This window comes from Agromyces tropicus (assembly GCF_039531345.1).
Taxonomy (GTDB): Bacteria; Actinomycetota; Actinomycetes; order Actinomycetales; family Microbacteriaceae; genus Agromyces; species Agromyces tropicus.
The window spans coordinates 153179-178339 of the sequence record NZ_BAAAPW010000004.1; the positions used below are offsets into that span (position 1 = coordinate 153179).

Consider the following 25161-nt stretch of genomic DNA (forward strand, 5'->3'; position numbering starts at 1 on the left):
ACGCGCAACCCGTCCACGGCGCCGACGTCCGGGCGCCGACGCCCCGCAGTGTACCCCGGCGCCGGGGCCGACGGACAGGGCCGCACGGCACGTCGGCCGGATCGACCGGACGGCGGGGTCCGGAGGCGTGCGCCCCGGGACCCCGCCGCGGCCCGCGGTCGGACCGCCGGGTCAGCCGACGGTGGCGGTCGCCTCCGTGCGGGCGCGGTCGGCGGCGTCGAGCTCGCGCAGGTCGAGCCCCCGGGTCTCGCGCGCCGCGGCGACGGCGACGAGCGTGATCGCGCACGCGATCGCCACGTAGATGGCGATCGGCACGCTCGAGCCGAACTGGCCGAGCAGGCTCGTGGCGATGATCGGCGCGAGCGAGCCGGCGAAGATCGACGTGACCTGGTAGCCGAGCGAGACGCCCGAGTAGCGCATGCGCGTCGGGAACATCTCCGCCATGATCGCGGGCTGCGCCGCGTACATGAGCGCGTGGAAGACGAGGCCGAGCGCGATGGCCGCCCAGATGACGATCGGGTTGCCGGTGTTCATCAGCGGGAAGGCGAAGAACGCCCACGAGGCGCCGAGGACCGCGCCGAGCGCGTACACGGGCTTCCGGCCGAAGCGGTCGGACAGGTTGCCCGCGACCGGGATCGCGACGAAGTGCACGGCGTGCGCGGCGACCAGGATGAGCAGCGTGTTCGCGGTGCCCTCCTGCACCACCTGCGTGAGGTAGACGATCGAGAACGTCACGACCACGTAGTACAGGATGTTCTCCGCGACGCGGAGGCCCATGGCGGTGACGACGCCGCGCGGGTAGCGCGTGATGACCTCGAGCACGCCGTAGCTGGTCGCCTTGGCGGCATCCCGCTCGGCCTGCATCTCGAGGAAGATCGGCGCGTCGGTGACCTTGGTGCGGATGTACCAGCCGATGAGGACGATCACCGCGGACAGCCAGAACGCGACGCGCCAGCCCCAGCCGAGGAACGCCTCGTCGGACAGGGTCGAGCTCAGCACGAAGAGCACGAGCGTGGCGAGGAGGTTGCCGACCGGGACGGCGGCCTGCGGCCAGCTCGCCCAGAAGCCGCGGCGCTCGGACGGGCTGTGCTCGGCGACGAGCAGCACGGCGCCGCCCCATTCGCCGCCCAGCGCGAATCCCTGCAGGAAGCGCAGGACCACGAGCAGCGTCGGGGCGAGCAGGCCCACCTGGGCGTAGGTCGGCAGGCATCCGATGAGGAACGTCGCGACGCCGATGAGGATGATGCTGAACTGCAGCAGCCGCTTGCGTCCGTACTTGTCGCCGAGGTGCCCGAAGACGATGCCGCCGAGCGGACGCGCGATGAATCCCACGGCGTACGTGAGGAACGCGGCGATGATGCCGGCGTACGGGTCCTCGGACGGCGGGAAGAAGGCGGTGCCGAACACGAGCGTGGCGGCCGAGGCGTAGAGGAAGAACTCGTACCACTCGACGACGGTCCCGGCCATCGACGCGGTGACGACGCGGCGCAGGCCGGAGGTGCCGGACGTCGCGCTCGCCTCCTTGACGGGTGCTTGGGTCATTCGATGCTCCTTCGCATGGAACGTGGTGGGGTGCTGACGCTGTCGCGCCACCGGTTGAGTCTCGCGTGCACACCCGTGCAGACCAATGACGAAGATCGCACCTGCGATGTGCGAAGCTGCACAGATGCCATCGACACCCCGCCGGCCGACGAGCGCCGACGACCTCATCGTGCTCCTCGCCGTCGCCCGTGAGGGTCGGTACACGGGAGCCGCCGAACGCCTCCGCGTGAACCACACCACGATCGCCCGCCGCATCGACGCGCTCGAGCGGTCGCTCGGCGGGCGCGTGCTCGTTCGCGGCGCCGCCGGGTGGGTGCTGACGCCGCTCGGCGAGCACGCCGTCGCGGCCGCTGAGGAGGTCGAGCGGGCGATGCGGGGCCTCTCCCCCGACGAGCCGGCCCTCGCCGGCGTGGTGCGGCTGTCGGCCACCGACGGGTTCAGCGGGTTCATCGCGTCGCCGGCGGTCGCGGCGCTGCGGGAGCGGCACCCGGGCGTCTCCCTCGAGATCGTGGCCGCGACCCGCCGCGCCGCGGCGCAGCGCGTCGGCGTGGACCTCGAGGTCGTGGTCGGCCGACCGCACGTGCACCGCGCCGAGGCGACCCACCTCGGCGACTACGTGCTCGGGCTCTACGCGAGCCGCACGCTGCTCGAGCGACGGGGCGCGCCGGCGTCGGTGGACGGACTGGCCGGGGAGCCGCTCGTGTACTTCATCGAGTCGATGCTGCAGGTCGACGCGCTCGACACCGCGCGCCGCTCGACGAGACGGATGGTCGACGCGGTCTCGAGCACGAACGTGTACGTGCACGTCGACGCCACGCGTGCGGGCGCCGGGTACGGCCTCCTGCCCGCGTTCCTCGCGGACCGGCACGACGACCTGGTGCGGATCTTCCCCGACGAGATCGAGGAACGGCTGCCGTACTGGCTGGTCTGCCGGCCCGAGGCCCTGCGCCAGCCGACGGCGGTCGCGTTCATCGCCGCGTTGCGCGGGCGGATGGCCGAGGTCTCCGACGCGCTCCTCGGTCGGCCGTCGCCGGCGGGCTGACGCCCGCTCGCGACGTCGGGCTCAGCGCGCCTCGGCCTCGTCCTCGTCGACCTCGCGCGGCTTCACGTACGGGTCGGCGTCGCCCGCGTACTGGGCGGACGATGCGGCCACCGTCGTCGCCGCGTCGCGCTCGCGCGCCTCCCGGAGGAGGTCCTCGATGTGCTTGGCGTTCTCGGGCACCGCATCGGCGATGAACTCCAGGGTCGGCGTGAGGCGGGCGGTGATGTTGCGCCCGACCTCGGTGCGGAGCATCCCCGTGGCGGCCTTGAGCGCGAGCGCCGAGTCGCGGCGCTCCTCGTCGGTGCCGTACACGGTGTAGAAGATGCTCGCGTGCTGGAGGTCGCCGGTGACGCGCACGTCGGTGATCGTGACGAACCCGAGCCTCGGGTCGCGCAGCCCCTTGTCGAGGCGGCGGGCGACGATCTCCTTGATCCTGTCGGCCAGCTTCCTGGCCCGCTGCGGATCGGCCATGATGGCCTGCCTTTCCGTTCTGGTGGGAGGGGTCGGGGCCCCGCTCATCTCGTGACGAGCGGGGCCCCGCACCGTGGGATCAGACCCGCGGCTTCTCGCGCATCTCGGTCGTCTCGATCTCGTCGCCGACCTGGATGTCGTTGTACTTGCCGAGGCCGATACCGCACTCGAAGTCCGTGCGGACCTCGGTGACGTCGTCCTTGAACCGGCGGAGCGACTCGATCGCGAGCCCGTCCGCGATGACGACGCCGTCGCGGATGACGCGCGCCTTCGCGTTGCGGGTGATGGTGCCCGAGCGCACGATGCAGCCGGCGATGTTGCCGAACTTCGACGAGCGGAACACCTCGCGGATCTCGGCAACGCCCGACTGCACCTCCTCGTACTCGGGCTTGAGCATGCCCTTGAGCGAGTTCTCGATGTCGTCGATCGCGTTGTAGATGACGTTGTAGAAGCGCACGTCGACGCCCTCGCGGGCGGCGCGCTCGCGCGCCTTGACGTCGGGACGGACGTTGAACCCGATCACGATCGCGTTGTCGATCGTGGCGAGGTCGATGTCGCTCTCGGTCACGGCACCCACGCCGCGGTGGAGGATCCGCAGCTGCACCGAGTCGTCCACCTCGATCTTCATCAGCGACTCCTCGAGCGCCTCCACGGCACCCGACACGTCGCCCTTGATGATGAGGTTGAGCGCCTCGACCTTGCCCTCCTCGAGGGCACGGGTGAAGTCCTCGAGCGAGATCCGCTTGCGGGCCTTGGCCAGCTGGGCGTTCCGCTCCGCGGCTTCGCGCTTCTCGGCGATCTGACGGGCCGTGCGGTCCTCCTCGGTGACGAGGAAGGTGTCGCCGGCGCGCGGGACGCTCGAGAGGCCCTGCACCTGCACCGGACGCGACGGCGTCGCGGCCTCGACCGGCTCGCCGTTCTCGTCGCTCATCGCACGGACGCGGCCGTAGGCCGTGCCCGCGACGATCGCGTCGCCGACCTTGAGCGTGCCCGACTGGATGAGCACGGTCGCCACGGCGCCGCGGCCCTTGTCGAGCTTGGCCTCGATGGCCACGCCTCGGGCGTCCTTGTCGGGGTTCGCACGCAGGTCGAGCCCGGCGTCGGCGGTCAGGAGCACTGCGTCGAGCAGCTCCTGGATGCCGATGTTCTCGCGCGCCGAGACGTCGACGAACATGACGTCGCCGCCGTACTCCTCGGCCACGAGGCCGAACTCGGTGAGCTGCTGGCGCACCTTGGCCGGGTTGGCGTCGGGCTTGTCGATCTTGTTCACCGCGACCACGATCGGCACGTTCGCCGACTGGGCGTGGTTCAGCGCCTCGACCGTCTGCGGCATGATGCCGTCGTCGGCCGCGACCACGAGGATCGCGATGTCGGTCACCTGCGCACCACGGGCGCGCATGGCGGTGAACGCCTCGTGACCCGGGGTGTCGATGAAGGTGATCGCGCGGTCGATGCCCTCGTGCTCGGTGTGCACCTGGTACGCACCGATGTGCTGGGTGATGCCGCCGGCCTCGCCCGCGACGACGTTCGCGTTGCGGACGGCGTCGAGCAGTCGCGTCTTACCGTGGTCGACGTGACCCATGACGGTCACGACCGGCGGACGCGGCATGAGGTCCTCGTCCGACTCCTCCGCCTCCTCGGCGTCGAGGTCGATGTCGAAGCCCTCGAGGAGCTCCTTGTCCTCGTCCTCGGGCGAGACGACCTGGATCTTGTAGCCGAGCTCGGCGCCGAGCACCTCGAAGGTGGCCTCGTCGAGCGACTCCGTCGCCGTCGCCATCTCGCCGAGGTGGAACAGCACGGTGACGAGCGAACCGGGGTTCGCGTCGATCTTGTCGGCGAAGTCCGAGATGGAGGCGCCTCGGCGCAGGCGGATGACGGTGTTGCCGTCGCCGCGCGGGACGCTCACGCCGCCGAGCGACGGGGCCTCCCGCATCTCGAATTCCTGCCGCTTCGTCCGCTTCGACTTGCGCGCCTTGCTCTTGCCGCCGCCGCGACCGAAGGCACCCGCGGTGCGGCCGCCGCGGCCGCGGCCGCGGCGGCCGCGGCCGCGACGCGGGCCGCCGAAGCCGCCGCCGGGACGACCGGCGAAGCCGCCGCCGGCGCCGCCGCCGCCACCGGGCCGCTGGCCGCCGCCACCGCCGCCGGGGCGCTGGAAGCCGCCGGGACGGCCGCCGCCGCCACCGCCGCCGGGACGCGGCGCGCCCGGACGGGGCGAGCCGGGACGCGGGGGCTGGGGCCGCGGGATGTTCGGCTGGCTCGGCCGCTGGCCCATGCCCTGCGAGCTCGAGTACGGGTTGTTGCCCGGGCGCGGCTGGCTCGGCCGCTGGCCCATGCCCTGCGAGCTGGAGTACGGGTTGTTGCCGGGGCGCGGCGCGCCGGGGCGCGGACCGCCCGGACGCGGGGCGGACCCGCCGGGCTTGGGCGCGCCGGGACGCGCGACGTCGGCGGGCTTGGGCGCGCCGGGCTTGGGGCCGCCGGGCTTGGGCGCCGACGACGTCGCGGCGGCCTTCTCGGTCGCCGCCTTCTCGGCGGCCGCAGCGGCCGCCTTCTGCTCGGCCTCGGCCTGGCGTTCGGCGACGCTCTTCGGGGCGTCGGCCGGGGTCGCCGCGGGCGCGGGCGCGGGCTTCGGGCCCGGCTTGGGGCCGGGCTTCGCCGCAGCGGGCTTCGCCGCCGCCGCGGGCGCGCTCGCCTTGCTCGCCCCTTCGAGGGCGGCGCGCAGGCGACGCGCGACGGGGGGTTCGATCGAGGACGACGGGCCCTTGACGTACTCGCCCATCTCCTTCAGCTTCTCGAGCGCGACCTTGCTGTCGACGCCGAGCTCGCTGGCGATCTCGTGCACTCGTGGTTTGGCAGCCACTTCTCTCCTGTTCCGGGTCCGACCCCGGACAGGGGCGGACCATCAATGGCGGACGGGTCTCATTTCGAGCCGCTCATGAGTTGTCCATTAGCCGTTCAGCCTGTTCTCTACTTCGGATGTGTCCAGATCGCCGCTCACGCGAAGCGCGCGCCCGAAGGCGCGCCGTCGCTGGGCGAGTCGGAAGCACTCGAGCGTCGGATGCAGCCACGCGCCGCGCCCCGGGAGCACCGCCGACGTGTCGGCGACGACTCGAGGATACTGGGCGACGATCCTCAGAAGTGAGGATCGCGGGGCGCGCGAACGGCATCCGATGCACGTTCTGACGGGTTCCATCCTACACCTCCACGCTGGGCGCCTCCCGACCGCGCCCGCCGCGGCGGGGAGGAGCCGTCACGCCTGGTCGAGGATCGAGTCGGGCTGGATGTCGATCTTGGCCCCGGTGAGCTTCGCCGCGAGGCGGGCGTTCTGGCCCTCCTTGCCGATCGCGAGCGAGAGCTGGTAGTCGGGGACCAGCGCGCGGACCGCACGCGTGCCCTCGTCGATGACGTAGGCGCTCGTGACCTTGGCCGGCGACAGCGCCGACGCGACGAACGTCGCGAGGTCCTCGTTCCAGTCGACGATGTCGATCTTCTCGCTGCCGAGCTCGGCGGTGACCGCCCGCACGCGCTGGCCGAGTTCGCCGATGCACGCGCCCTTCGCGTTCACGCCGGGCTGGTTGGCGCGCACGGCGATCTTCGTGCGGTGGCCCGCCTCGCGGGCGAGCGAGACGATCTCGACCACGCCGGACGCGATCTCGGGGACCTCGAGCGCGAACAGCTTGCGGACGAGCGCCGGGTGCGTGCGCGAGACCGTGATCGACGGCCCCTTCGTGCCCTTGGACACGCTCGTGACGTAGACGCGGATGCGGGCGCCGTGCGGGTAGTCCTCGCCGGGCACCTGTTCCTCGGGCGGCAGGATCGCCTCGACCGTGCCGAGGTCGATGTGCACCATCTTCGGGTTGGGTCCCTGCTGGATGACGCCGGCGACGATGTCGCCCTCGCGGCCGCGGAACTCGCCCAGGACCGCGTCGTCCGCGATGTCGCGCAGGCGCTGGTTGATGACCTGCTTCGCCGCGAACGCGGCGATGCGCCCGAAGTCGCTCGGGGAGTCCTCGGCCTCGCCGATGACGTTCCCCTCCTCGTCGTACTCGGGGACGTAGATCGACACGTGACCGGTCTTGCGGTCGAGGTGCGCGCGGGCGCCACGGGGGTTCGCGTGGCCGTGCTGGCCGGGGTTCGTGTGCTTGAGGTAGGCCATCAGGATCGCCTGCTCGATGATCTGCACCAGTTCGTCGAACGGGATCTCCTTCTCGCGCTCCATCATTCGGAGCACGCTGAGGTCGATGTCCATTCCGGCCTCCCATATTCAGCTCTCAGTCCGCCTCCCCTCGTGGGCGGAACACTCAAGCGTACCGGATGCCGCGGAGGCGGAGCCACGCCGACGACGGCTCGCTCCCGGGCGCTCCGGAAGCGGGCTGGCATGCTGGGGCGATGGACGCGCTCAACGACCTCGTGCTCGCCGCGGGCGACACGCTCTGGACCTGGATCGTGCTGCCCGTCGTGGTGCTGCTCGGCCTCTACTTCACGGTGCGATCCGGCGTCGTGCAGTTCCGCCTCATCCCCGAGATGTTCCGGACCCTCACCGACAGGACCCCGCGCGACGAGTCGGGCGAGCCGCAGTCCGTCTCGGCCTTCCAGGCCTTCACCATCTCGGCCGCGTCGCGGGTCGGCGTCGGCAACATCGCCGGCGTGGGCACCGCGATCGCGATCGGCGGGCCCGGCGCCATCTTCTGGATGTGGCTCATGGCCTTCATCGGGGGCGCCTCCGCGTTCGTGGAGTCCAGCCTCGGCCAGCTGTTCAAGGTCCGCGACAGGGACGGCTTCCGCGGCGGGCCCGCGTACTACATCGAACGCGGCCTGAAGGCGCGCTGGGCCGGCATCCTCTTCGCGGTCATCCTCATCGTCTGCTTCCCGTTCGCGTTCTCGTCGCTGCAGGCGAACACGATCAGCGCGTCGCTCACGGGCGCCGTCGCGCCCGACGGCGGCGGCGAGTGGATCGCGTGGGTCGCCGGGGCGGTGCTCGCCGTGCTCACGGGCCTCGTGGTCTTCGGCGGCGTGCGCCGCATCGCGCACGTCACCCAGGCCGTCGTGCCGCTCATGGCGCTGATCTACCTGCTCGTCGGGCTCATCATCGTCGCGCTGAACATCACCCGGCTTCCCGAGGTGTTCGCCTCCATCTTCACCGAGGCGTTCGGGTTCAACGAGGTCGTCGGCGCGGCGCTCGGCACGATCATCCTCACGGGCGTCAAGCGGGGCATGTTCTCGAACGAGGCCGGCCTCGGCTCGGCGCCGAACGCGGGAGCCAGCGCGGCGGTCACGCATCCCGTCAAGCAGGGCCTCGTGCAGACCCTCGGCGTCTACTTCGACACCTTCCTCGTCTGCACGGTCACCGCGTTCATCATCCTCGTGTCGAACCCCGACCTCGCGAACGCCGAGCGCGGCATCGGACTCACGCAGGACGCGATGGTCGCGAACCTCGGGCCCTGGGCGAGCGTCCTGCTCACGATCGTCGTGTTCCTGCTCGCGTTCAGCTCGATCCTCGGCAACTACTACTACGGCGAGTCGAACATCGAGTTCATCTCGCCGAAGCGGTGGCTGCTCGCGACGTACCGATCGCTCGTGGTCGTGGCCATCTTCGTCGGATCGGTCGCCGCCAGCGACCTCGTCTGGAACACGGCCGACGGCATCATGGGCCTCATGGCGCTCGTGAACCTCATCGCGATCGCCCTGCTGTCCGGCATCGCCTTCCGGCTCCTCGGCGACTACACCCACCAGCGCCGCCAGGGCCGCGATCCCGTGTTCACGCGGGACCGGCTGCCGGGCGTGACGGGCATCGAGTGCTGGGTCGACGAGCGGTCGGTCACGGGACCGATCGACCTGTCGGTGGCGGAGCACCAGGCCGACAAGCACCGCGACCACCTGCACCACGAGGAGTGAGGGGGCGGGGCCGGCTCATTCCGGCGTCGGCGGCGAGTTCACCCAGACGAGCTCGACCCGGTCCTCGCCCGGGTTGGCGACGCGATGCGGCGTGCTGCTCGCGAAGACGATCGTGTCCCCCTCCCCGAGGTCGTAGGCCTCCTCGGCGAGCTCGACGCGGACGCGCCCGCGCGTGACGAGGATGACCTCCTCGGCGTGTCCGTGCCGGTACTGGTGCGGCCCGGTCGAGCCGCCCGGCTCGATCTCCACGGCGTACATCTCGACGTGCCCGTGCGGCGGCTCGGTGAGGAACCACTTCACCATCCCGTCGGTCGCGGAGAACCGCCGACGGCGGTCGGCGCGCACGACCCGGCCGGAGGGCACCGGCCCCGGCGCGACGAGGTCGGCGAGCGAGACGCCGAGCGCGTCGGCGAGCCGGCGGAGCGTGGAGACGCTCGCGTTCGCGCGGCCGGTCTCGAGCTGGCTGAGGAACCCGCTGGTCACGCCGGCCTGCGCGCCGAGCGCGCGCTGCGACATCCGTCGCGCGGTCCGGTAGCGCCGGACCTGCCCTCCGACCCCCTCGCCGCCGTCATCGGACACACCTGCCTCCCCTCGGACCCCGGGCCCCGTCGTCGCCGCGCCCCGCCCGGGTGTTGACGCGGGCCATGGATTGCTGCTCAATGGCACTAAGCAACATGTTAAGCAGCACTCCACCCCACTTCGAGACGGATCGCGAGGCTCTCATCATGGCAGGACGCATGGGCACGACCCCCATCAGCGCACGGATCGGACGCATCATCCGCGCCCACGCGGAATCGGACCGCACCGGCGTCCCGGTCGCCGACGTGCTCGGCCGCGACGAACCCGGCGCCATCTCGCGTCGCACGCTGCTGCGCGGCGGCGCCGCGCTCGGCGCGGGCGCGGCGCTCGCGATGGCCGCCCCGGCGAACGCGGCCACGGCGGCCAAGGCCGCCGCGCCCCGCGTGGCGATCGTGGGCGCGGGCCTCGCCGGCGTTCGCGCGGCGCACTGGCTCTGGCGGGTCAAGGGCATCCCGTCGACGGTGTACGAGGCGAACACGCGCGCCGGCGGCCGATGCTGGTCGCTCCGCGGCCACTTCTCGAACGGTTTCGTGGTCGAGCACGGCGGCTCGCTCATCAACACCGACCACAACGCCATCCGCAACCTCGCCTCCAACCTCGGCCTGAGCCTCGACGTCGTCGCGGGCGGCAGCTATCAGGGCCTCGAGGACAAGTACTGGATCGACGGCGCCGACTACCCCTACGACGACGCCGACGAGGACTGGGGCGAGGTCTACCAGGCGTTCAAGTCGGCGCTCGCCTCGGCGCCCTACTGCCAGACGTTCGACTCCTCCACCGCCTCGGGCATCGCGCTCGACGCCATGACCGTCGACGAGTGGATCGACGAGGTCATCCCGGGGGGCACGGCCGGCCGATTCGGCAGGCTCATGCAGTCCAACGTGATGGCCGAGTACGGCCTCGAGCCGCACGAGCAGTCGGCGCTGAACCTCGTCTACCTGCTCGGTTGGAACGCCCAGAACAGCCTCTCCCCCGTCAACGGCGCCGACGAGAAGTACGGCGTGCGCGGGGGCAACGACCAGATCGTCAGCCGGATGATCGACCAACTGCCGTCGGGGACCGTGCAGTACGACCGCGAGCTGGTCGCCGTCACGCGTCTCGCCGACGGCACCGTGCGGCTCAGCTTCCGCAACGGCACGACGACCGCCGACGTGGTCGCCGACCGGGTCGTCCTGGCGCTGCCCTTCTCGACGCTCAGGGACTGCGACCTCGACGGATCCGGCTTCTCGGCCCTCAAGCGCCGCGCGATCGACGAGGTCGGCCTCGGGGCCAACGCGAAGCTGCACGTCGAACTGTCGAGCCGGCCGTGGGTCGAGCAGGGCTACGGCGGCGCGGCGTACACGGACAAGGAGGGCTTCCAGTGCGGCTGGGACGACACGGCCGCCCAGCCCCTCCCTGCGGGCGTCTTCAACTTCTTCCCCGCCGGCGACCAGGTGAAGGCGTGGACGGGCGCGGCCTTCGGCCCGGCGCCGGCGTCTCAGGTCGACGCCTACCTCGCGCAGCTCGAGCCGATCTTCCCCGGCGCCACCGCGGCGTACACCGGGCGTTCGTATCGGGACTTCTGGGTCGCGAACCCGTGGGCCAAGGGCGCGTACACCTGCCAGAAGCCGGGCCAGTACACCGAGCTGTTCGGCGTCGCGGCGGTTCCGGAGGGCAACGTGCACTTCGCGGGAGAGCACACGAGCGTCGAGTACTACGGGTTCCTCAACGGCGCCGTCGAGTCCGGGGAGCGGGCGGCGAAGGCGGTCGCCCTCTCCTGAGGATCGGTGGGCGGATGCCACGGCACGCCCCGGGTCCGGCGCGGCGCCGGCTCAGGGCGCGTCGGGGCAGGTGGGCCGGTACGGCTCGTCGCCGAAGTGGTCCGCCCATTCCGTTCTGGTGAGCTGACGGGACGCGACGGCGCACGCCGCGTCGCGCAGGCCCTCGAGGTCCCGCACCGCGTATCCGCCGCTCGGACGCCAGCGCCGGATCATGGCGGGGTCTCGGGTCACCGTCATGACCTCGGCGGCGCCCGCGATCCAGTCCACCGTCGACGTCCACGACGACAGCGGCTCCAGCATCCGGCGCGTCGGCTGCCCGGTGTCCGGGTCGTACGCCCAGATCCCGTCGACGCGGGCGCAGAGGAAGCCCGCTTCCGGTCCGGCGAGCACGGTCGAGCAGTTCAGGTCGGTCCGCACCCAGTCCACGTCGCCGGACGGGATGCCGACGCGCGCCGCCCGGGCGGACGACATCGCGAGCAGTCCGCCGACTCCGTCCGACGCGAGGAGGAGTGAGGTCATCGACGCCGTCCCCCTGACCGGCAGGTCGATGACGCCGGTGCGCCTGAGCGACTCGGGGTCGTAGACGCGGAGGTGGTCGCCTGCGCCGCCGTACAGTCGGTCGTCGACGAGCGCGATCCGCTGCACGCCGACGCCGGTCTCCGACGCCGCGGCCGAATCGGGCGGGCGGATGAGGCGGCCCGTCGTCAGGTCGATCCTCGCCGGTTCGCCGGCGCCCCGGAGGAGCAGGAATGCGGCGCGGCCGTCGGGCGCGAGCACCGGGCGGTCGACGAGATCCGCCTCCAGCGTCAGCGCCTCGAGCGCGACCCCGTCCGAACGCAGTGGCACCGCGACGAGGTCGCTCACGCAGCAGGTCCCGGGATCGGCGGGCGACTGGCGCCGCGTGTGGATCAACGCCGTCGACCCGTCCTCGCTGACCACCACCTGACGGTACGGCGCGGCCGATCGGCTCGCGCTGCGGGCCGCATCGCCCCCGAGGGAGGCGAGCTCCACGTCGACGTCGCGCACGACCGCGCCGGTCGTGAGGTCGAGGACCGTCGTGGTCGGGCCTGCACCGTCCTCGCCGCCCTCCGAGGCGGGATCGACCGTGACGAGCGCCGTGCGGGTACCGGGGATGACGGCCGCGGCGACGCTCACGGCGTCGGGGAAGCGCACCGTGCGCACCAACCCGCCCGCGCGGCCGAGGGCCCCTTCGAGTGCGATCCTCGCTCGCGGGTCGTCGGGCCAGCGCCGATGGACCTCGGCGGCCAGGAGTGCCGCGACCTCCCGGTCGGTCTCGGTGCTCGACGCGGCCGAGGTGAGCGCTTCGATGCGGGCCTGCTCGGCCGCGGCCTCGGCGTCCGCGCTCCGCACGACCGCCAGGCCGGAGGCGACGACGGCGATCACCGCGAGGAGCGCCGCCACCGCCAATGCGACACGCAACCGGCGGTTGACGCGCTGCTCCCGCTCCGCGCGCGCCTCCAGGTCGCGAATCTCGTCGCGGTGCGCGGCGACGGACGCGGCGAGGTAGTCGGATTCGGTGCCCGTGAGCGCCGGGGCGGCGCGCTCCCGCCATTCGACGGCCGACTGCAGCCTCGCGCCGCGCAGGAGCTCGTCGTCGGGCCGTCCGGCCGCATGCCACGCCGCCGCGGCGGCCTCGGTCCGCCGCAGCATCCGCGCGTCCCCGGCATCCTCGTCGAGCCACGCATCCAGCCGCGGCCAGGCCCGTCCGACGGCCTCGTGGGCGATGATCGCGGAGTCGCGGTCGATCGTGACCAGCCTCGCCGCGACGAGGGACTCGAGGACGGCGCGACGCGTGGCCCCGTCGGCGAGCGTCTCCAGCGGCACGCGGCGACGGACGGTCGCCCCCTCCGGCGTGCGCTCGACGAGCCGCATCATGAGGGAGCGGCAGACCTCCCGCCCCTCGGTGCCGAGGGCGCCGTACACCCGCTCCGCCGAGCCCGCGATCGCGCCGGCGATCCCGCCGACCGCGTCGTAGCCCTCGAGGGTGAGGGTCGCGCCGTCCCGACGACCCCACGTCGCCGCGAGTGCGTGGGACAGGGCGGGGAGGATGGCGGCGCGGTGCCCGGCATCCCGGAGGATGACCTCGACCAGCCCGGTCTCGAGTGAGAGGCCCGCGGCCTCGGCAGGCCCCGTGCAGGCGAGCCGGAGGCCCTCGTCGTCCATCGGGGCGAGGGCGTAGACGTCCTGCCCGAGCGTCGTGCCGATCACGGGCACCGCGCTGGCTCGGTCGAGGAAGTCCGAGCGGAGCGTGAGGACCATGCCGCCGCCGGCCTCGAGCCACGAGCGGATGAGCGCTCCGAGCTCGCGCAGCTCCGCATCGGGCAGGTCGAGCAGCTCTTCGGCCTGGTCCACGGCGAGCGTGGCGGGTTCTCCGCCGACCGTCTCGCGGAGCTCGGCGAGGCCGGGCTCGTCGGGAGTGACCACGACCACGCGTCGCCCCAGCTCGCGCATCCGCGGCACGACGCCGGCGCGCAGCACCGAGGACTTCCCCGACCCGCTCGGACCGACGATCGTCACGATCGCCCGGGCGCGCACGCGCGCGAGGATCGCTCCGATGTCGCCGTCCCGGCCGAAGAACACCGCGGCGTCGTCGACGTCGTACGCCGCGAGGCCGCGGTACGGGCACTCCGCATCCGGGCCACCTGCCCCCTCGGCCCCCGCGCCCGGTTCGAGTGCCGGATCGTGGCGGAGGATGTCGACCTCGAGGCCGCGGAGCTCGCTGCCGAGGTCGAGTCCCAGCTCCTCCACGATCCGCACGCGTGCGGATCGGAGGACCCCGATCGCCTCGGCCTGCCGGCCGGCCCGGTAGTTGGCGAGCGCGAGGACGGCCCAGCGGTGTTCGCGCAGCGGTGCCTCCCGCACCATCCGCTCGGCCTCGGGGATGACCGCCGCGTCCTCGCCGAGGCGGAGTCGCGCGTCGAGCAGTTCCTCCTCCGCGTCCGCACGGATCCCGGCGAGGCGCATCGCCTCGGCGCGCGCGGGCGGCCAGTCGGGGACGTCCGGGTAGGGATCGCCTCGCCAGAGCCCGAGCGCCCGACGGTATGCGGCGGCCGCGCGATCATGCGCGCCCTCCAGCCCGTACCGCCGCGCGCGCGACACCTCGCGCTCGAACCTGACCGCGTCGACGGCGCCGTCCGGAACGCCCAGTCGGTAGCCGCCGCCGACCGTGAGCACGGCGTCCCGGCCGAGACGCGAGCGGATCCTCGCGATCGCGTTCTGGACCTGCTGCGTCCAGGTCTTCGGGAGCCGCTCGCCCCAGCACGCGTCGGCCAGTTCATCCGGCGACACCGGCCGCGCGCGCCGCACGACCAGGGCGGACAGGATGATCCGCTCCCTCGGGCTGAGCGCCGGCCCACCGGTGTCGAGGGGACCGAGCACGCACACGGTCATGCTGGCAGTGTGGGCCGGGGCGACGGACGCGTCAACGGGGCGGCGTCACCGCTCGAGCACGGTGATGGCCACCATCGCCGGCGGGTTGGGACCGGGCCGCATCTCGAGCGCGACGACGAAGCGGTCGTCGACGAAGCCCCACTCCGCTCCCTCCTCGCCGCTGCGCAGGGGGCCGCTCGCCACCTGTGGGACGATCTCGCCGATCCGCTCGGCCAGCTCCTCCGCCTGCTCGGGTTCGTCGGTCTCGAAGATCATGCTCCAGACACCGGGCGCCACGATCGAGCCCGCCAGGTCCCCGTCCGGAAGCGGGAACTGCGCGGGGAAGTCCTCGGCGACGCCCTCGATCTCCTCGACGTTCTCCCCGTCCTCGCCGTAGGCCTCCCAGATCGGGTCGTCCCACGAGGCCTCGGCCGAGGGTTCCGATCCGGCGGCGGCGGTCGCCGGGGCCTGATCGGCCTGATCGGCCGTCGCGCACCCGGTGAGGAGCAGCGCGGCTGCCGCCGCGACTCCGGCGATGCGGTGGTGCGTGCGGCGATGCGTGGTTGCTGCGAACATCATTCCCTCCACCTCTCGGTGTCTCCGGTCGGCGGCGTGGGATCACCGCCCTCGTCCGGGGAGATCGCGCTGCGTTCCCCGTCCCATGATCCGAGGCTGGCGCGGCCCGCTATCCGTTCGCTATCCGTGCCCAGCGGGTCGATATCCGACGCCGTTCGACGTCCCGTCCTCCGAGGGTCGGCATCACGTGGTTCCGTCGACAGGTAGGCCGCGCTGGCGGCCACGCGACGATGCGTGTCCGGGCCGGTCGGCAGCTCGAGCTTCTGGAAGATCGAGGTGACGTGCTTCTCGACCGCCGAGAGCGAGACGTGGAGCTCCCGCGCGATGGCGGGATTGCTGCGTCCTCGGGCCAGGAGCGCGAGCACGGCCGTCTCCCGCGCGGTGAGGCGCGACAGGCGCGGATCGAGGTCGCCCACGCGTCCCGGTCCGATCCCGTCCGCGTCGCCGGGCAGGGCGAGCGAGGCGGCGTCGAGACGTGCCGCGATCGCCCGCAGTTCCCGGCGCAGGATCCGCACGTCGGCGCCCGCGTCCTCGGGCGCACGGCTTCCCGCGATCAGCCCCACGGGCACGAGCGGCGAGGCGACGAGGAACAGCGCCGTGGCCAGGGCTCCCGCCTCGGACGCGACGGCGGCGCCGATCGCGATGACGACCGCGAACCCGCCGAGCGCGGCCAGCGGCCACGCGAGTCGCCGTCGCAGGGCGCGGTCGCCCCGGACCATCCGCACGACGCCGACGGCCACGGCCGCGGCCGGGAGCAGGAAGACGACGGCGCTCGCCTCCGCGACCCACCCCGGGAGGACGTGCGCGATCGGGCGGAGCGGCGCCGCGCCGCCGAGCACGCCGGGGGTCGGGCCCGAGAACGCGGCGAGCGCGGGCACGACGGCGCCGGCCGCGAGCACGACGTACGTCCAGCGCGGCGCCGGCCCGCCCGGGTATCCCGCCGCGAGCGGGACGAGCATCCCGAAGCCCGCGACGAACAGCACCTGCGACGCCACGTGCCAGGCGACGGGCGGCTCGACGGCCGCGAGGGCGAGGGCCGAGGCCCCGAGGGCGACGAGGTGGAGCGTGCCGACGAGGGCGACCGCGGTGCACGTGAATGCGGAGCCGCGCCGGACAGGGCCGAGGAGACCCGCGAGGACGAACATCACGGGCACGACGAGGGCCGGACCGGACTCGTCGGGCGGCACGGGCGCGGCGACGAGCACGACGGCGAGGCCGACCGCGGCCGCCGCACCGAGCACGACCGCCCGGAGCGCCGGCGACATCCGCACCATGCGGGAAGTATCCCACCCTTCCGCCACGCCGGATCCTGCGGTCGACCGCAGGATCCGTGCGGTCCGCCGCAGTGCGCGACGCCGCGGCCGACGGTTGGCTGGCCCTGCCGGGATCCCCCGGCATCCGAACCGACCAGTCGCCGGAGGAACCCCATGCCCGCATCGCTCGACGCCGATCACGACGGCGCCGCCGCACGCCCGATCGACCCGCTCGCCCAGCCCTCGTCCCGCAGTGCGCGCGCCGCTCGCGTCCGCACCCGCGTCGGCCAGTCGCTCCTCGTCGCCCTGCTCGCCCTCTCGGCGGTGTTCGCGTTGTCGACGCTCGTCGCGGGCGACGACGCGTTCGCCCCAGCGGCGACCGTGCTCATCGCCTCGTTCGGAGCGCTCGCCGCCGTGCTCGGCATCGCCGCGGTCGTGGGCGGCCTCGGCTCCCGGGTCGTCCGTGCCGCCCTGTGGGCGCTCCCCCTGTTCTTCGTCTGGCACGTGGCCGCCCTGGGGACCTGGGTGCCGGACGCCGCCTTCGCCGTGGTCGCCGCGGTCGGCGTGGCGCTCGTGGGCGGTCCGCGTCCGACGGGAGCATGAGAGACGGGCGATGGCGGATGCCCCCGACGCATCCGCCATCGCCGCGCACCCGCCGTTACCACTCCGGATCGTGCGGACGCAAGCAGGCGGGGCCCCCTGACGGCGCAGGCGCCCGCGTCGCTACAGTGACCGGATGATGACCGATACCAGCAAGGCCGCGGCCAGCGCGGCGCAGAACTCGAAGGCCTTCGAAGTCGCCGCACGCATCGGCTACGTGGTGCTCGGCATCGTGCACATCGTGATCGGCGCGATCGCGATCTCGGTGTCGGTGGGGGCCGGGGGCGGCGAGGCCGACCAGAGCGGCGCCATGCAGCAGCTCGTCCAGCTGCCCTTCGGGGTCGTGCTGCTCTGGGTCATCGCGCTCGGACTCTTCGCGCTCGCCATATGGCAGGTGACCGAGGCCTTCCTCGAGCGCGACCCCGACTCGAAGAAGAAGTGGGGCCACCGCGTCAAGTACGTCGGGACGGCGATCGCATACGTCTCGATCGCCGTCACGTCGCTGGTGTACGCCCTCGGCGGCCGCTCGAACTCCGACCAGTCCTCGCAGACGCTGAGTGCCCAACTGCTCGCGACGCCGGGAGGGGTGTTCCTGCTCGTGCTCGTGGGCCTCGTCGTCCTCGGCATCGGCATCGCGTTCGTCTACCGCGGCGCCACCCAGCGCTTCGCCAAGCACCTCTCGCTGCCGTCCGGGGCCGTGCGCACGGGCACGCTCGCCCTCGGCACGGTCGGCTACATCGCCAAGGGCATCGCGGTGGGCATCGTCGGGATCCTGTTCGTGATCGCCTCGCTCACGCAGGACCCCGAGAAGGCCGGCGGCCTCGACGCGGCCCTGAAGAGCCTCGCCGACCTCCCGTTCGGCACCGTCCTGCTCTGGCTGGTCGGCGCCGGACTCATCGTCTACGGCATCTACTGCTTCGCCCGGTCGCGGTATTCCCGCATGTGATCGGAGACGACGCTAGCGTCCGAGCGCGGCGCGCACGCCGTCGATCGGCACGCTGGTGCGCTCGCCCGACGCCCGGTCCCAGACCTCGACGACGCCGTCCGCCACGCCGCGACCGGCGATCACGATGGTCGGCACGCCGATGAGCTCGGCGTCGGCGAACTTGACGCCCGGCGACAGCTTGGGCCGGTCGTCGAAGAGCACGTCGAGGCCGGCGGCCTCGAGGTCGGCGACGACGCGCTCGGCGGCGTCGAAGGCCGCGGTGTCCTTCCCCGTCGCGAGCACGTGGACGTCGAACGGCGCGACCGACGGCGGCCACACGAGCCCCTTCTCGTCGTTGTGCAGCTCGGCGATGATCGCGAGGATGCGGGTCACGCCGATGCCGTACGAGCCCATCGTCACGGTGGCGAGCTTGCCGTTCTCGTCGAGCACCTTCAGCCCGAGCGCCTCGGCGTACTTGCGGCCGAGCTGGAACACGTGGCCGATCTCCATGCCGCGCGCGATCTCGACGGGGCCGGAGCCGTCGGGCGCCGGGTCGCCTTCGCGCACGTTCGCGGCCTCGACTACGCCGTCGGCCGTGAAGTCGCGGCCGGCGACGAGTCCGAACACGTGCTTCTCGTCGAGGTTGGCTCCCGTGATCCACTCGGTGCCGTCGACGACCCGGGGGTCGACGAGGAAGCGGATGCCCGTGCTCGACTCGGCGCCGAGCACCGGACCCTCGGGCGACCAGGGGCCGATGTAGCCCTTGACGAGACCCGGGTGGCGCGCGAAGTCCTCCTCGGTCGCCGGCTCGACCTCGGCCGGCGCGAACGCGACCTCGACGCGCTTGGCGTCGACCTCCCGGTCGCCGGGCAGGCCGACGACGACGAGCTCGCGCGTGCCGTCGAGGTGGGTGAGCGCGAGGACGACGTTCTTCAGCGTGTCGGCCGCCGTCCAGTCCCGGCCGTCGGGCCGCGGGTACTCGAGGTTCGCGAGGTCGACGAGCGTGGCGATCGTCGGCGTGTTCGGCGAGTCGAGGATCTCGGCCGCGGGCAGCCCGTCGAACGGGATCGGCTCGGGCGCGACGGTCGTGTACGCCTCGACGTTCGCGGCGTAGCCGCCGGCCGAGCGCACGAAGGTGTCCTCGCCGACCGGCGTCGGGTGGAGGAACTCCTCGCTCTTGGAGCCGCCCATCGCGCCGGCATCGGCCTTGACGATGACGTAGTCGAGGCCGAGGCGCGCGAAGATCCGCTCGTATGCGTCGCGCTGCGCCTGGTACGACGCGTCGAGCCCCTCGTCGCTGACGTCGAACGAGTAGGCGTCCTTCATGGTGAACTCGCGGCCGCGCAGGAGGCCCGCGCGCGGGCGCGCCTCGTCGCGGTACTTGTCCTGGATCTGGTAGATCGTGAGCGGGAGCTCCTTGTACGACGAGTACAGGTCCTTCACGAGCAGCGTGAAGACCTCCTCGTGCGTCGGGGCGAGGAGGTAGTCCGCCTCCTTGCGGTCCTTGAGCCGGAACAGCGCGTCGCCGTACTCGGTCCAGCGGCCGGTCTGCTCGTAGGGCTCGCGCGGCAGCAGCGCCGGGAAGTGCACCTCGTGCGCTCCGGCGGCCTCCATCTCCTCGCGGACGACCCGCTCGATCTTCGCCTTCACGCGGAGGCCGAGCGGCAGCCACGCGAACACGCCCGGCGCCTGGCGCCGGATGTAGCCGGCGCGCACGAGCAGCTTGTGGCTCGCGACCTCGGCGTCGGCGGGGTCTTCACGGAGCGTGCGGAGGAAGAAGTTCGTCAGGCGTGTGGGCACCCGACGATTCTATGCAGGGCGGATGCCGCGCTCCGAAGCTCGGCGCTCAGTCGCCGTCGACGTCGCGCTCGTCCTCCATCGCGAACGACTCCAGGTCCTGCTCGGCGGCGTCGGCCGCGTCGGCCGGTGCCGCGTCCGAGTCGTCCGTGCCCTCGTGCAGCGTTCCCGTCCCGTCCGGGTAGCCCGCCTCGTCCGGGTACTCGTAGCCGTCGCCGCTCATCGCGCCATCCTTCCCGGGCCCTCCCCCGGGCCCGTGCGCGTCACATTACCCTCGGCGGGAACGGGCGGACAGGGGGTACCGGGGTGACCGGTGTGCGCCCGATCCGAGTCAGGAGGTGACGACGGTCGGCTCGCCGACCGGTGCGTCGGCGCCCATCTCGGCGGCGATGCGGTTGGCCTCGGCGATGAGCGTCTCGACGATCTCGGCCTCCGGCACGGTCTTGATGACCTCGCCCTTGACGAAGATCTGGCCCTTGCCGTTGCCCGACGCGACGCCGAGGTCGGCCTCGCGGGCCTCGCCGGGACCGTTCACCACGCAGCCCATCACGGCCACGCGGAGCGGCACGCTCATGCCCTCCAGGCCGTCGGTGACGTCGTTCGCGAGCTTGTAGACGTCGACCTGCGCGCGCCCGCACGACGGGCACGAGACGATCTCGAGCTTGCGCTCGCGGAGGTTCAGCGACTGCAGGATCTGCAGGCCGACCTTGACCTCCTCGACCGGCGGCGCGGAGAGCGAGACGCGGATGGTGTCGCCGATGCCCTCGCCGAGCAGGATGCCGAATGCGGTCGCGGACTTGATGGTGCCCTGGAAGGCAGGGCCCGCCTCGGTGACGCCGAGGTGCAGCGGCCAGTCGCCGCGCTCGGCGAGCATGCGGTACGCCTTGACCATCACGATCGGGTCGTTGTGCTTGACCGAGATCTTGAAGTCGTGGAAGTCGTGCTCCTCGAACAGGCTCGCCTCCCAGACGGCGGACTCGACGAGCGCCTCCGGGGTCGCCTTGCCGTACTTCTCGAGGAGGCGCGGGTCGAGCGACCCGGCGTTCACGCCGATGCGGAGCGACACGCCGGCGGCCTTCGCCCGGGCGGCGATCTCGCCGACGCGGTCGTCGAACTTGCGGATGTTGCCGGGGTTGACGCGCACGGCGGCGCAGCCGGCGTCGATGGCCGCGAACACGTAGTTCGGCTGGAAGTGGATGTCGGCGATGACCGGGATCTGGCTCTTCTTCGCGATGATGGGCAGCGCCTCGGCGTCGTCGCGGCTCGGCACGGCGACGCGGACGATGTCGCAGCCGGAGGCGGTGAGCTCGGCGATCTGCTGCAGGGTCGCGTTGATGTTCGGCGTCGGCGTCGTCGTCATCGACTGCACGCTCACGGGGGCGTCGCCGCCCACGAGCACCTTGCCCACCTTGATCTGCCGGGACTTGCGCCGGGGCGCGAGGACTTCGGGGACCTTGGGCATTCCGAGATTCACTGCAGGCACGACTCGAGTCTACGGCCGGGTCGCTGGGCGGGGCCTCCATCGAACGGATGGCCCGGGGCGGGCGTGCCGGTCAGGTGCGACGCTCCTCGCCGCGCTCGCCGTCGTGGTCCGGTTCCGCATCGTGCGCCCGTCGGATGCGACGGCCGAGCTCGAGGTTGCGGCGGTGCCGCTCGGCGGCCTTCTCGATGCTGCGCGTGCCGCGGGGCGGCATCCTGAGCCGTTCCTCGGCGGGGATCCCCGCCTGCAGCTGGCGGGTGCGCTCGAGCTCCGCGTTGAACTCGGCGCCGAGCAGCAGCGCGGCGTTCGTGATCCAGAGCCACAGCAGGAACACGATGATGCCCGCGAGCGATCCGTACGTGCGGTCGTAGTCGGAGAAGTTCGCGACGTAGAGCGCGAAGCCGCCCGACGCGACGAGCATGAGGACGATCGCGATGAGCGCGCCGAGGCTGATCCAGCGGAACCTCGGCTGCCGGGCGTTCGGGGTCGCGTAGTACAGCAGCGCGACCACCAGCACGACGACCGCCGCCAGCAGGGGCCACTTCGCGACGTCCCACGCGGTGCGCAGCGTCGCACCGACGCCGAGCGCCTCGCCGACGGCATCCGCGACCGGACCGGAGACGACGAGGATCACGGCGACGATCGTCACCAGCACGATGGCCCCGACCGTGATGAGGAGCTGGAACGGGCGCAGCTTCCAGAACGGCCGGCCCTCGTCGATCTCGAGGATGCGGTTCATGGCCCGCGTGAAGGCCGCGACGTAGCCCGAGGCCGACCACAGCGCGATGACGAGGCCGGTGAGGAAGCCGATGGTCGCCGCACGCGACCCCGCGAAGGCCCGCAGCGGCTCCTCGACCACCTCCAGCACCGGGCCGGGCGCGACCTGCTCGGCGAGGCCGAGGATCTCGCGGATGGCGCCGCCCTGGCCGACGAGCGCGAGCAGTGAGGTCACCGCGAGGAGCCCCGGGAACACCGAGAGGGTCCCCCAGAACGTCAACGCGGCCGCGGTGTCGAGGCACTCGTCGTCGATGAACTCGCGGAACACGCGTCTCGCCAGGTACCGCCACGCGCGACGCGTGATCTGGAACGGCGAGGAGGGCTTGCGCGGATCCCGCGGGTCCGCCACGGGGACGTCGTGGTCGAGTGGCGCGCCGAGCATGCGTTCCTCCCTCACGGGGCCTGGACCACCATCCTGCGCCGAACGGCTCGCGTTCGGCAGGGGGTGGCGCGAAGGCGGGGGCGCGCCCTCGGCGCACCCCAGCCGAGTTCTCCGTCGCGGCCGGCGGCTCAGGCGGCCGCCTCGCCCTCCCCGACCACGTGCGCGACGAGCTCGGCGACGAAGCGCTCGGGCTCCTCGATGAGCGGCGAGTGGCCGCTCGCCTCGAAGACGGCCTCGCGGTAGGTGCCGCCGCGCTCGGCGTAGCGGTCGAGGACCGCGCGCGTCTGGGCGACCATCGGCTGCGCGGGCGCGACGTCCTCGCCCGGCCAGCCGGGGATCACGCCGAGCGCGCCGAGGTGGTTCAGGTCGAAGAGCGAGGTGTCCGACACGATCACGTCGTTCGCACCGCGGATCCACAGGATCGGCGGCTTGGCGTCGAGGTCGACGATACCGCTGACGTCGAAGCTGGTCGGGGCCATCGTGTTGAGCACACCGCGCGTGCCCGGGGCGAAGCCGGGCCAGTTCTCGGACGGCGTCGCGTCGCCCGGGTAGTTGTCCTCGCCGATCGCCGTCGTGAGCATCGACTCGACCCAGCGGTCGTCGTGCTCGGACGCGAAGCCGGGCGTGACGTACGTGCCGAGATAGACCGAGCGCGGCGACGACGGGGCGTCGGCGGTCCGGTCGCCGTCACGGAGCCGGGCGATGAAGTCCGGGTTCGCGCCCCCGCCGCCCGAGCCGGCGGCATCGGGCGTGAGCAGCCGGCCCGCGGCATCCGTCGCCCCGAAGCCGTACGGCGAGACGGGGTTCACGAGCGTGACGGATGCCACGGGCAGCGCGTGCTCGATGAGCGCCTGCATCACGACCCCGCCGCCCATGCTCCAGCCGACGAGGTGCACCTCGTCGAGTCCGAGGGCCTCGACGACCGACGCCACGTCCTCGGCGTAGTCGCCGAGCCCGCGGGTCGCGTCGACCGGCCGCACCTCGCTGCCGCCGAAGCCGCGCAGGTCCACGGCGAGCGCCCGGACGTCGGCCGGCAGCGCGAGCATGGTCGGCTGCCAGAACAGCGACGACGACACGTTGCCGTGCACGAACAGCACGGTCGCGCGCGGGGCGTCGGCGTCCGCACTGGGACGCTCGAGCACCTGCGCGGTGTAGCGCGGCGTCGCGAGCTCGTGTACGACGATGCCGGGGAGGATGTGGTCCATGTGGCGCTCCTTCGGGCCTTCGGGGTGGTGCGGGTGCTGCAGGCGGTGCGGGTGGTGCGGGTTGGGCTACGTGAGTGCGGTGACGCCCGACGTGTCGAGCTCGGGCTGGGTCTTCTCCACGACCTCCTCGACGGTGACGCCGGGCGCGAGCTCGACGAGCTTCAGCCCGTCGGGCGTCACGTCGATGACGGCGAGGTCGGTGATGATCCGGTCGACGACGCCCCTGCCGGTGAGCGGCAGCGAGCACGCGTCGACGATCTTCGGCGAGCCGTCCTTGGCGACGTGCTCCATGAGCACGATGCGCTTGCGGGCGCCGTGCACGAGGTCCATCGCCCCGCCGGGTCCCTTGACCATCTTCCCGGGGATCATCCAGTTCGCGAGGTCCCCGTCCTTCGACACCTGCATGGCGCCGAGGATGGCCGCGTCGACCTTGCCGCCGCGGATCATGCCGAAGCTCGTCGCGGAGTCGAAGTAGGCCGCGCCCGGAAGCACGGTCACGGTCTCCTTGCCGGCGTTGATGAGGTCGGGGTCGACCTGGTCCTCGGTCGGGTACGGCCCGACGCCGAGGATGCCGTTCTCGGACTGCAGCACGACCGTGACCCCGTCGGGCACGTAGTTCGGGACGAGCGTCGGCAGGCCGATGCCGAGGTTCACGTACGAGCCGTCGGCCAGCTCCTTCGCCGCGCGTGCGGCCATCTCGAGCCTGGTGAGCGCCATCTCAGTTCCCCTCTCGCACGGTGCGGCGTTCGATCCGCTTCTCGACGTCGGTGCCGACCTCGACGACGCGGTCGACGAAGATGCCGGGCAGGTGCACGGCGTCGGCGTCGATCTCGCCGGGCTCGACGAGCTCCTCCACCTCGGCGATGCAGATCCGGCCGGCCATCGCGCACAGCGGCGAGAAGTTGCGGGCCGACTTGTCGAAGACGAGGTTGCCGTGCCGGTCACCCTTCAGGGCGTGCACGAGCGCGAAGTCGGTCGTGATGGCCTCCTCGAGCACGAACTCGTGCTCCTCGCCGCGCATCGTGAAGGTCTGCACGGGCTTGGCCTTCGAGGCGATCGCGATCGACCCGTCGGCGGCGTACTTCTGCGGCAGGCCGCCCTCGGCGACCTGGGTGCCGACGCCGGTCTGCGTGAAGAACCCGGCGATGCCGGCGCCGCCGGCGCGGAGCTTCTCGGCGAGCGTGCCCTGCGGGGTCAGCTCGAGCTCGAGCTCGCCCGAGAGGTACTGCCGCTCGAACTCCTTGTTCTCGCCCACGTACGACGAGGTCATCTTGCGGATGAGGCCCGCGCCGAGGAGGACCCCGAGGCCCCAGTCGTCGACGCCGCAGTTGTTCGAGACGACCGACAGGTCGCCGACCCGGCGCTCGAGCAGCGCCTGGATCAGCACCATGGGGATGCCGCAGAGCCCGAACCCGCCGACGGCGAGCGACGCGCCGTCCGGGATGTCGGCGACCGCCTCAGCGGCCGATCCGACGGTCTTGTCCAGTGTCATC

21 protein-coding genes are annotated in these 25161 nt (G+C 72.6%); 5 read left to right on the forward strand and 16 right to left on the reverse strand.

Annotated features, from left to right (window positions below):
* Window positions 1–171: 171 nt before the first annotated feature.
* Window positions 172–1542 (reverse strand): MFS transporter, encoded by a 1371-nt coding sequence (locus ABD230_RS13185; RefSeq protein ID WP_344374913.1) that lies wholly within the window; start codon window positions 1540–1542, stop codon window positions 172–174.
* Window positions 1543–1666: 124 nt separating this feature from the next.
* Between ABD230_RS13185 and ABD230_RS13190 the strand changes: the two genes are divergently transcribed.
* Complete coding sequence (locus ABD230_RS13190) at window positions 1667–2584, forward strand: LysR family transcriptional regulator (RefSeq protein WP_344374915.1); 918 nt, start codon at window positions 1667–1669, stop codon at window positions 2582–2584.
* A 21-nt stretch (window positions 2585–2605) separates the two neighbouring features.
* Here the strand turns inward: ABD230_RS13190 and rbfA are convergent, their stop codons facing one another.
* The 4 genes from rbfA to nusA form a co-directional block, all read right to left on the reverse strand.
* Window positions 2606–3055 carry a 30S ribosome-binding factor RbfA gene (rbfA, locus tag ABD230_RS13195; RefSeq protein ID WP_344374918.1) on the reverse strand — a complete coding sequence of 150 codons (450 nt, stop codon included), beginning with the start codon at window positions 3053–3055 and terminating at the stop codon, window positions 2606–2608.
* A gap of 79 nt (window positions 3056–3134) precedes the next feature.
* Window positions 3135–5912 (reverse strand): translation initiation factor IF-2, encoded by a 2778-nt coding sequence (gene infB / locus ABD230_RS13200; RefSeq protein WP_344374922.1) that lies wholly within the window; start codon window positions 5910–5912, stop codon window positions 3135–3137.
* An 87-nt stretch (window positions 5913–5999) separates the two neighbouring features.
* Complete coding sequence (locus ABD230_RS13205) at window positions 6000–6245, reverse strand: YlxR family protein (protein ID WP_344374925.1); 246 nt, start codon at window positions 6243–6245, stop codon at window positions 6000–6002.
* 57 nt (window positions 6246–6302) lie between these two features.
* Window positions 6303–7301 (reverse strand): transcription termination factor NusA, encoded by a 999-nt coding sequence (nusA, locus tag ABD230_RS13210; RefSeq protein WP_344374928.1) that lies wholly within the window; start codon window positions 7299–7301, stop codon window positions 6303–6305.
* A 140-nt stretch (window positions 7302–7441) separates the two neighbouring features.
* Between nusA and ABD230_RS13215 the strand changes: the two genes are divergently transcribed.
* Window positions 7442–8947 carry an alanine/glycine:cation symporter family protein gene (locus ABD230_RS13215; RefSeq protein WP_344374931.1) on the forward strand — a complete coding sequence of 502 codons (1506 nt, stop codon included), beginning with the start codon at window positions 7442–7444 and terminating at the stop codon, window positions 8945–8947.
* Between the two features lie 15 nt (window positions 8948–8962).
* Here the strand turns inward: ABD230_RS13215 and ABD230_RS13220 are convergent, their stop codons facing one another.
* Window positions 8963–9526 (reverse strand): helix-turn-helix domain-containing protein, encoded by a 564-nt coding sequence (locus tag ABD230_RS13220; RefSeq protein WP_344374934.1) that lies wholly within the window; start codon window positions 9524–9526, stop codon window positions 8963–8965.
* A 146-nt stretch (window positions 9527–9672) separates the two neighbouring features.
* Between ABD230_RS13220 and ABD230_RS13225 the strand changes: the two genes are divergently transcribed.
* The gene (locus tag ABD230_RS13225; protein ID WP_344374938.1) at window positions 9673–11283 is read left to right on the forward strand and encodes a flavin monoamine oxidase family protein; all 1611 of its coding nucleotides are present in this window, start codon (window positions 9673–9675) and stop codon (window positions 11281–11283) included.
* A gap of 51 nt (window positions 11284–11334) precedes the next feature.
* Here the strand turns inward: ABD230_RS13225 and ABD230_RS13230 are convergent, their stop codons facing one another.
* From ABD230_RS13230 to ABD230_RS19130, 3 genes are read right to left on the reverse strand one after another with little or no spacing between them, the layout of a single operon-like run.
* Complete coding sequence (locus tag ABD230_RS13230; RefSeq protein ID WP_344374942.1) at window positions 11335–14694, reverse strand: AfsR/SARP family transcriptional regulator; 3360 nt, start codon at window positions 14692–14694, stop codon at window positions 11335–11337.
* A gap of 45 nt (window positions 14695–14739) precedes the next feature.
* Entirely contained in the window at window positions 14740–15252 is a 513-nt protein-coding gene (locus tag ABD230_RS13235; RefSeq protein ID WP_344374945.1) for a hypothetical protein, read from the reverse strand.
* Window positions 15249–16523, reverse strand: a complete 1275-nt coding sequence (locus tag ABD230_RS19130) for a helix-turn-helix transcriptional regulator (RefSeq protein ID WP_425546235.1) — start codon at window positions 16521–16523, stop codon at window positions 15249–15251. The genes ABD230_RS13235 and ABD230_RS19130 overlap by 4 nt, the downstream gene beginning before the upstream one ends.
* 153 nt (window positions 16524–16676) lie before the next feature.
* On the opposite strand from ABD230_RS19130, the gene ABD230_RS13245 reads away from it, so the two are divergent.
* Both ABD230_RS13245 and ABD230_RS13250 read left to right on the forward strand, forming a co-directional pair.
* Window positions 16677–17105, forward strand: a complete 429-nt coding sequence (locus ABD230_RS13245) for a hypothetical protein (protein WP_344374947.1) — start codon at window positions 16677–16679, stop codon at window positions 17103–17105.
* Between the two features lie 133 nt (window positions 17106–17238).
* Complete coding sequence (locus tag ABD230_RS13250; protein ID WP_344374949.1) at window positions 17239–18048, forward strand: DUF1206 domain-containing protein; 810 nt, start codon at window positions 17239–17241, stop codon at window positions 18046–18048.
* Between the two features lie 12 nt (window positions 18049–18060).
* Here the strand turns inward: ABD230_RS13250 and ABD230_RS13255 are convergent, their stop codons facing one another.
* The 7 genes from ABD230_RS13255 to ABD230_RS13285 all read right to left on the reverse strand — a co-directional run bounded on the left by ABD230_RS13255 (window position 18061) and on the right by ABD230_RS13285 (window position 25160).
* Window positions 18061–19827 (reverse strand): proline--tRNA ligase, encoded by a 1767-nt coding sequence (locus ABD230_RS13255; RefSeq protein WP_344374952.1) that lies wholly within the window; start codon window positions 19825–19827, stop codon window positions 18061–18063.
* Between the two features lie 46 nt (window positions 19828–19873).
* The gene (locus ABD230_RS13260; protein WP_344374954.1) at window positions 19874–20047 is read right to left on the reverse strand and encodes a hypothetical protein; all 174 of its coding nucleotides are present in this window, start codon (window positions 20045–20047) and stop codon (window positions 19874–19876) included.
* 108 nt (window positions 20048–20155) lie between these two features.
* Window positions 20156–21286, reverse strand: coding sequence for a flavodoxin-dependent (E)-4-hydroxy-3-methylbut-2-enyl-diphosphate synthase (ispG, locus tag ABD230_RS13265; protein ID WP_344375705.1), 1131 nt, complete (start codon window positions 21284–21286; stop codon window positions 20156–20158).
* Between the two features lie 91 nt (window positions 21287–21377).
* Window positions 21378–22463 (reverse strand): YihY/virulence factor BrkB family protein, encoded by a 1086-nt coding sequence (locus ABD230_RS13270; RefSeq protein ID WP_344374957.1) that lies wholly within the window; start codon window positions 22461–22463, stop codon window positions 21378–21380.
* A 128-nt stretch (window positions 22464–22591) separates the two neighbouring features.
* Window positions 22592–23668: an alpha/beta fold hydrolase gene (locus tag ABD230_RS13275; RefSeq protein WP_344374960.1), complete on the reverse strand. Its 1077-nt coding sequence runs from the start codon at window positions 23666–23668 to the stop codon at window positions 22592–22594.
* 66 nt (window positions 23669–23734) lie between these two features.
* A complete protein-coding gene (locus ABD230_RS13280) occupies window positions 23735–24385 on the reverse strand; it encodes a CoA transferase subunit B (protein ID WP_344374964.1) in 651 nt (216 codons plus the stop codon).
* A gap of 1 nt (window position 24386) precedes the next feature.
* Window positions 24387–25160: a CoA transferase subunit A gene (locus tag ABD230_RS13285; protein WP_344374967.1), complete on the reverse strand. Its 774-nt coding sequence runs from the start codon at window positions 25158–25160 to the stop codon at window positions 24387–24389.
* Window position 25161: the final 1 nt, after the last annotated feature.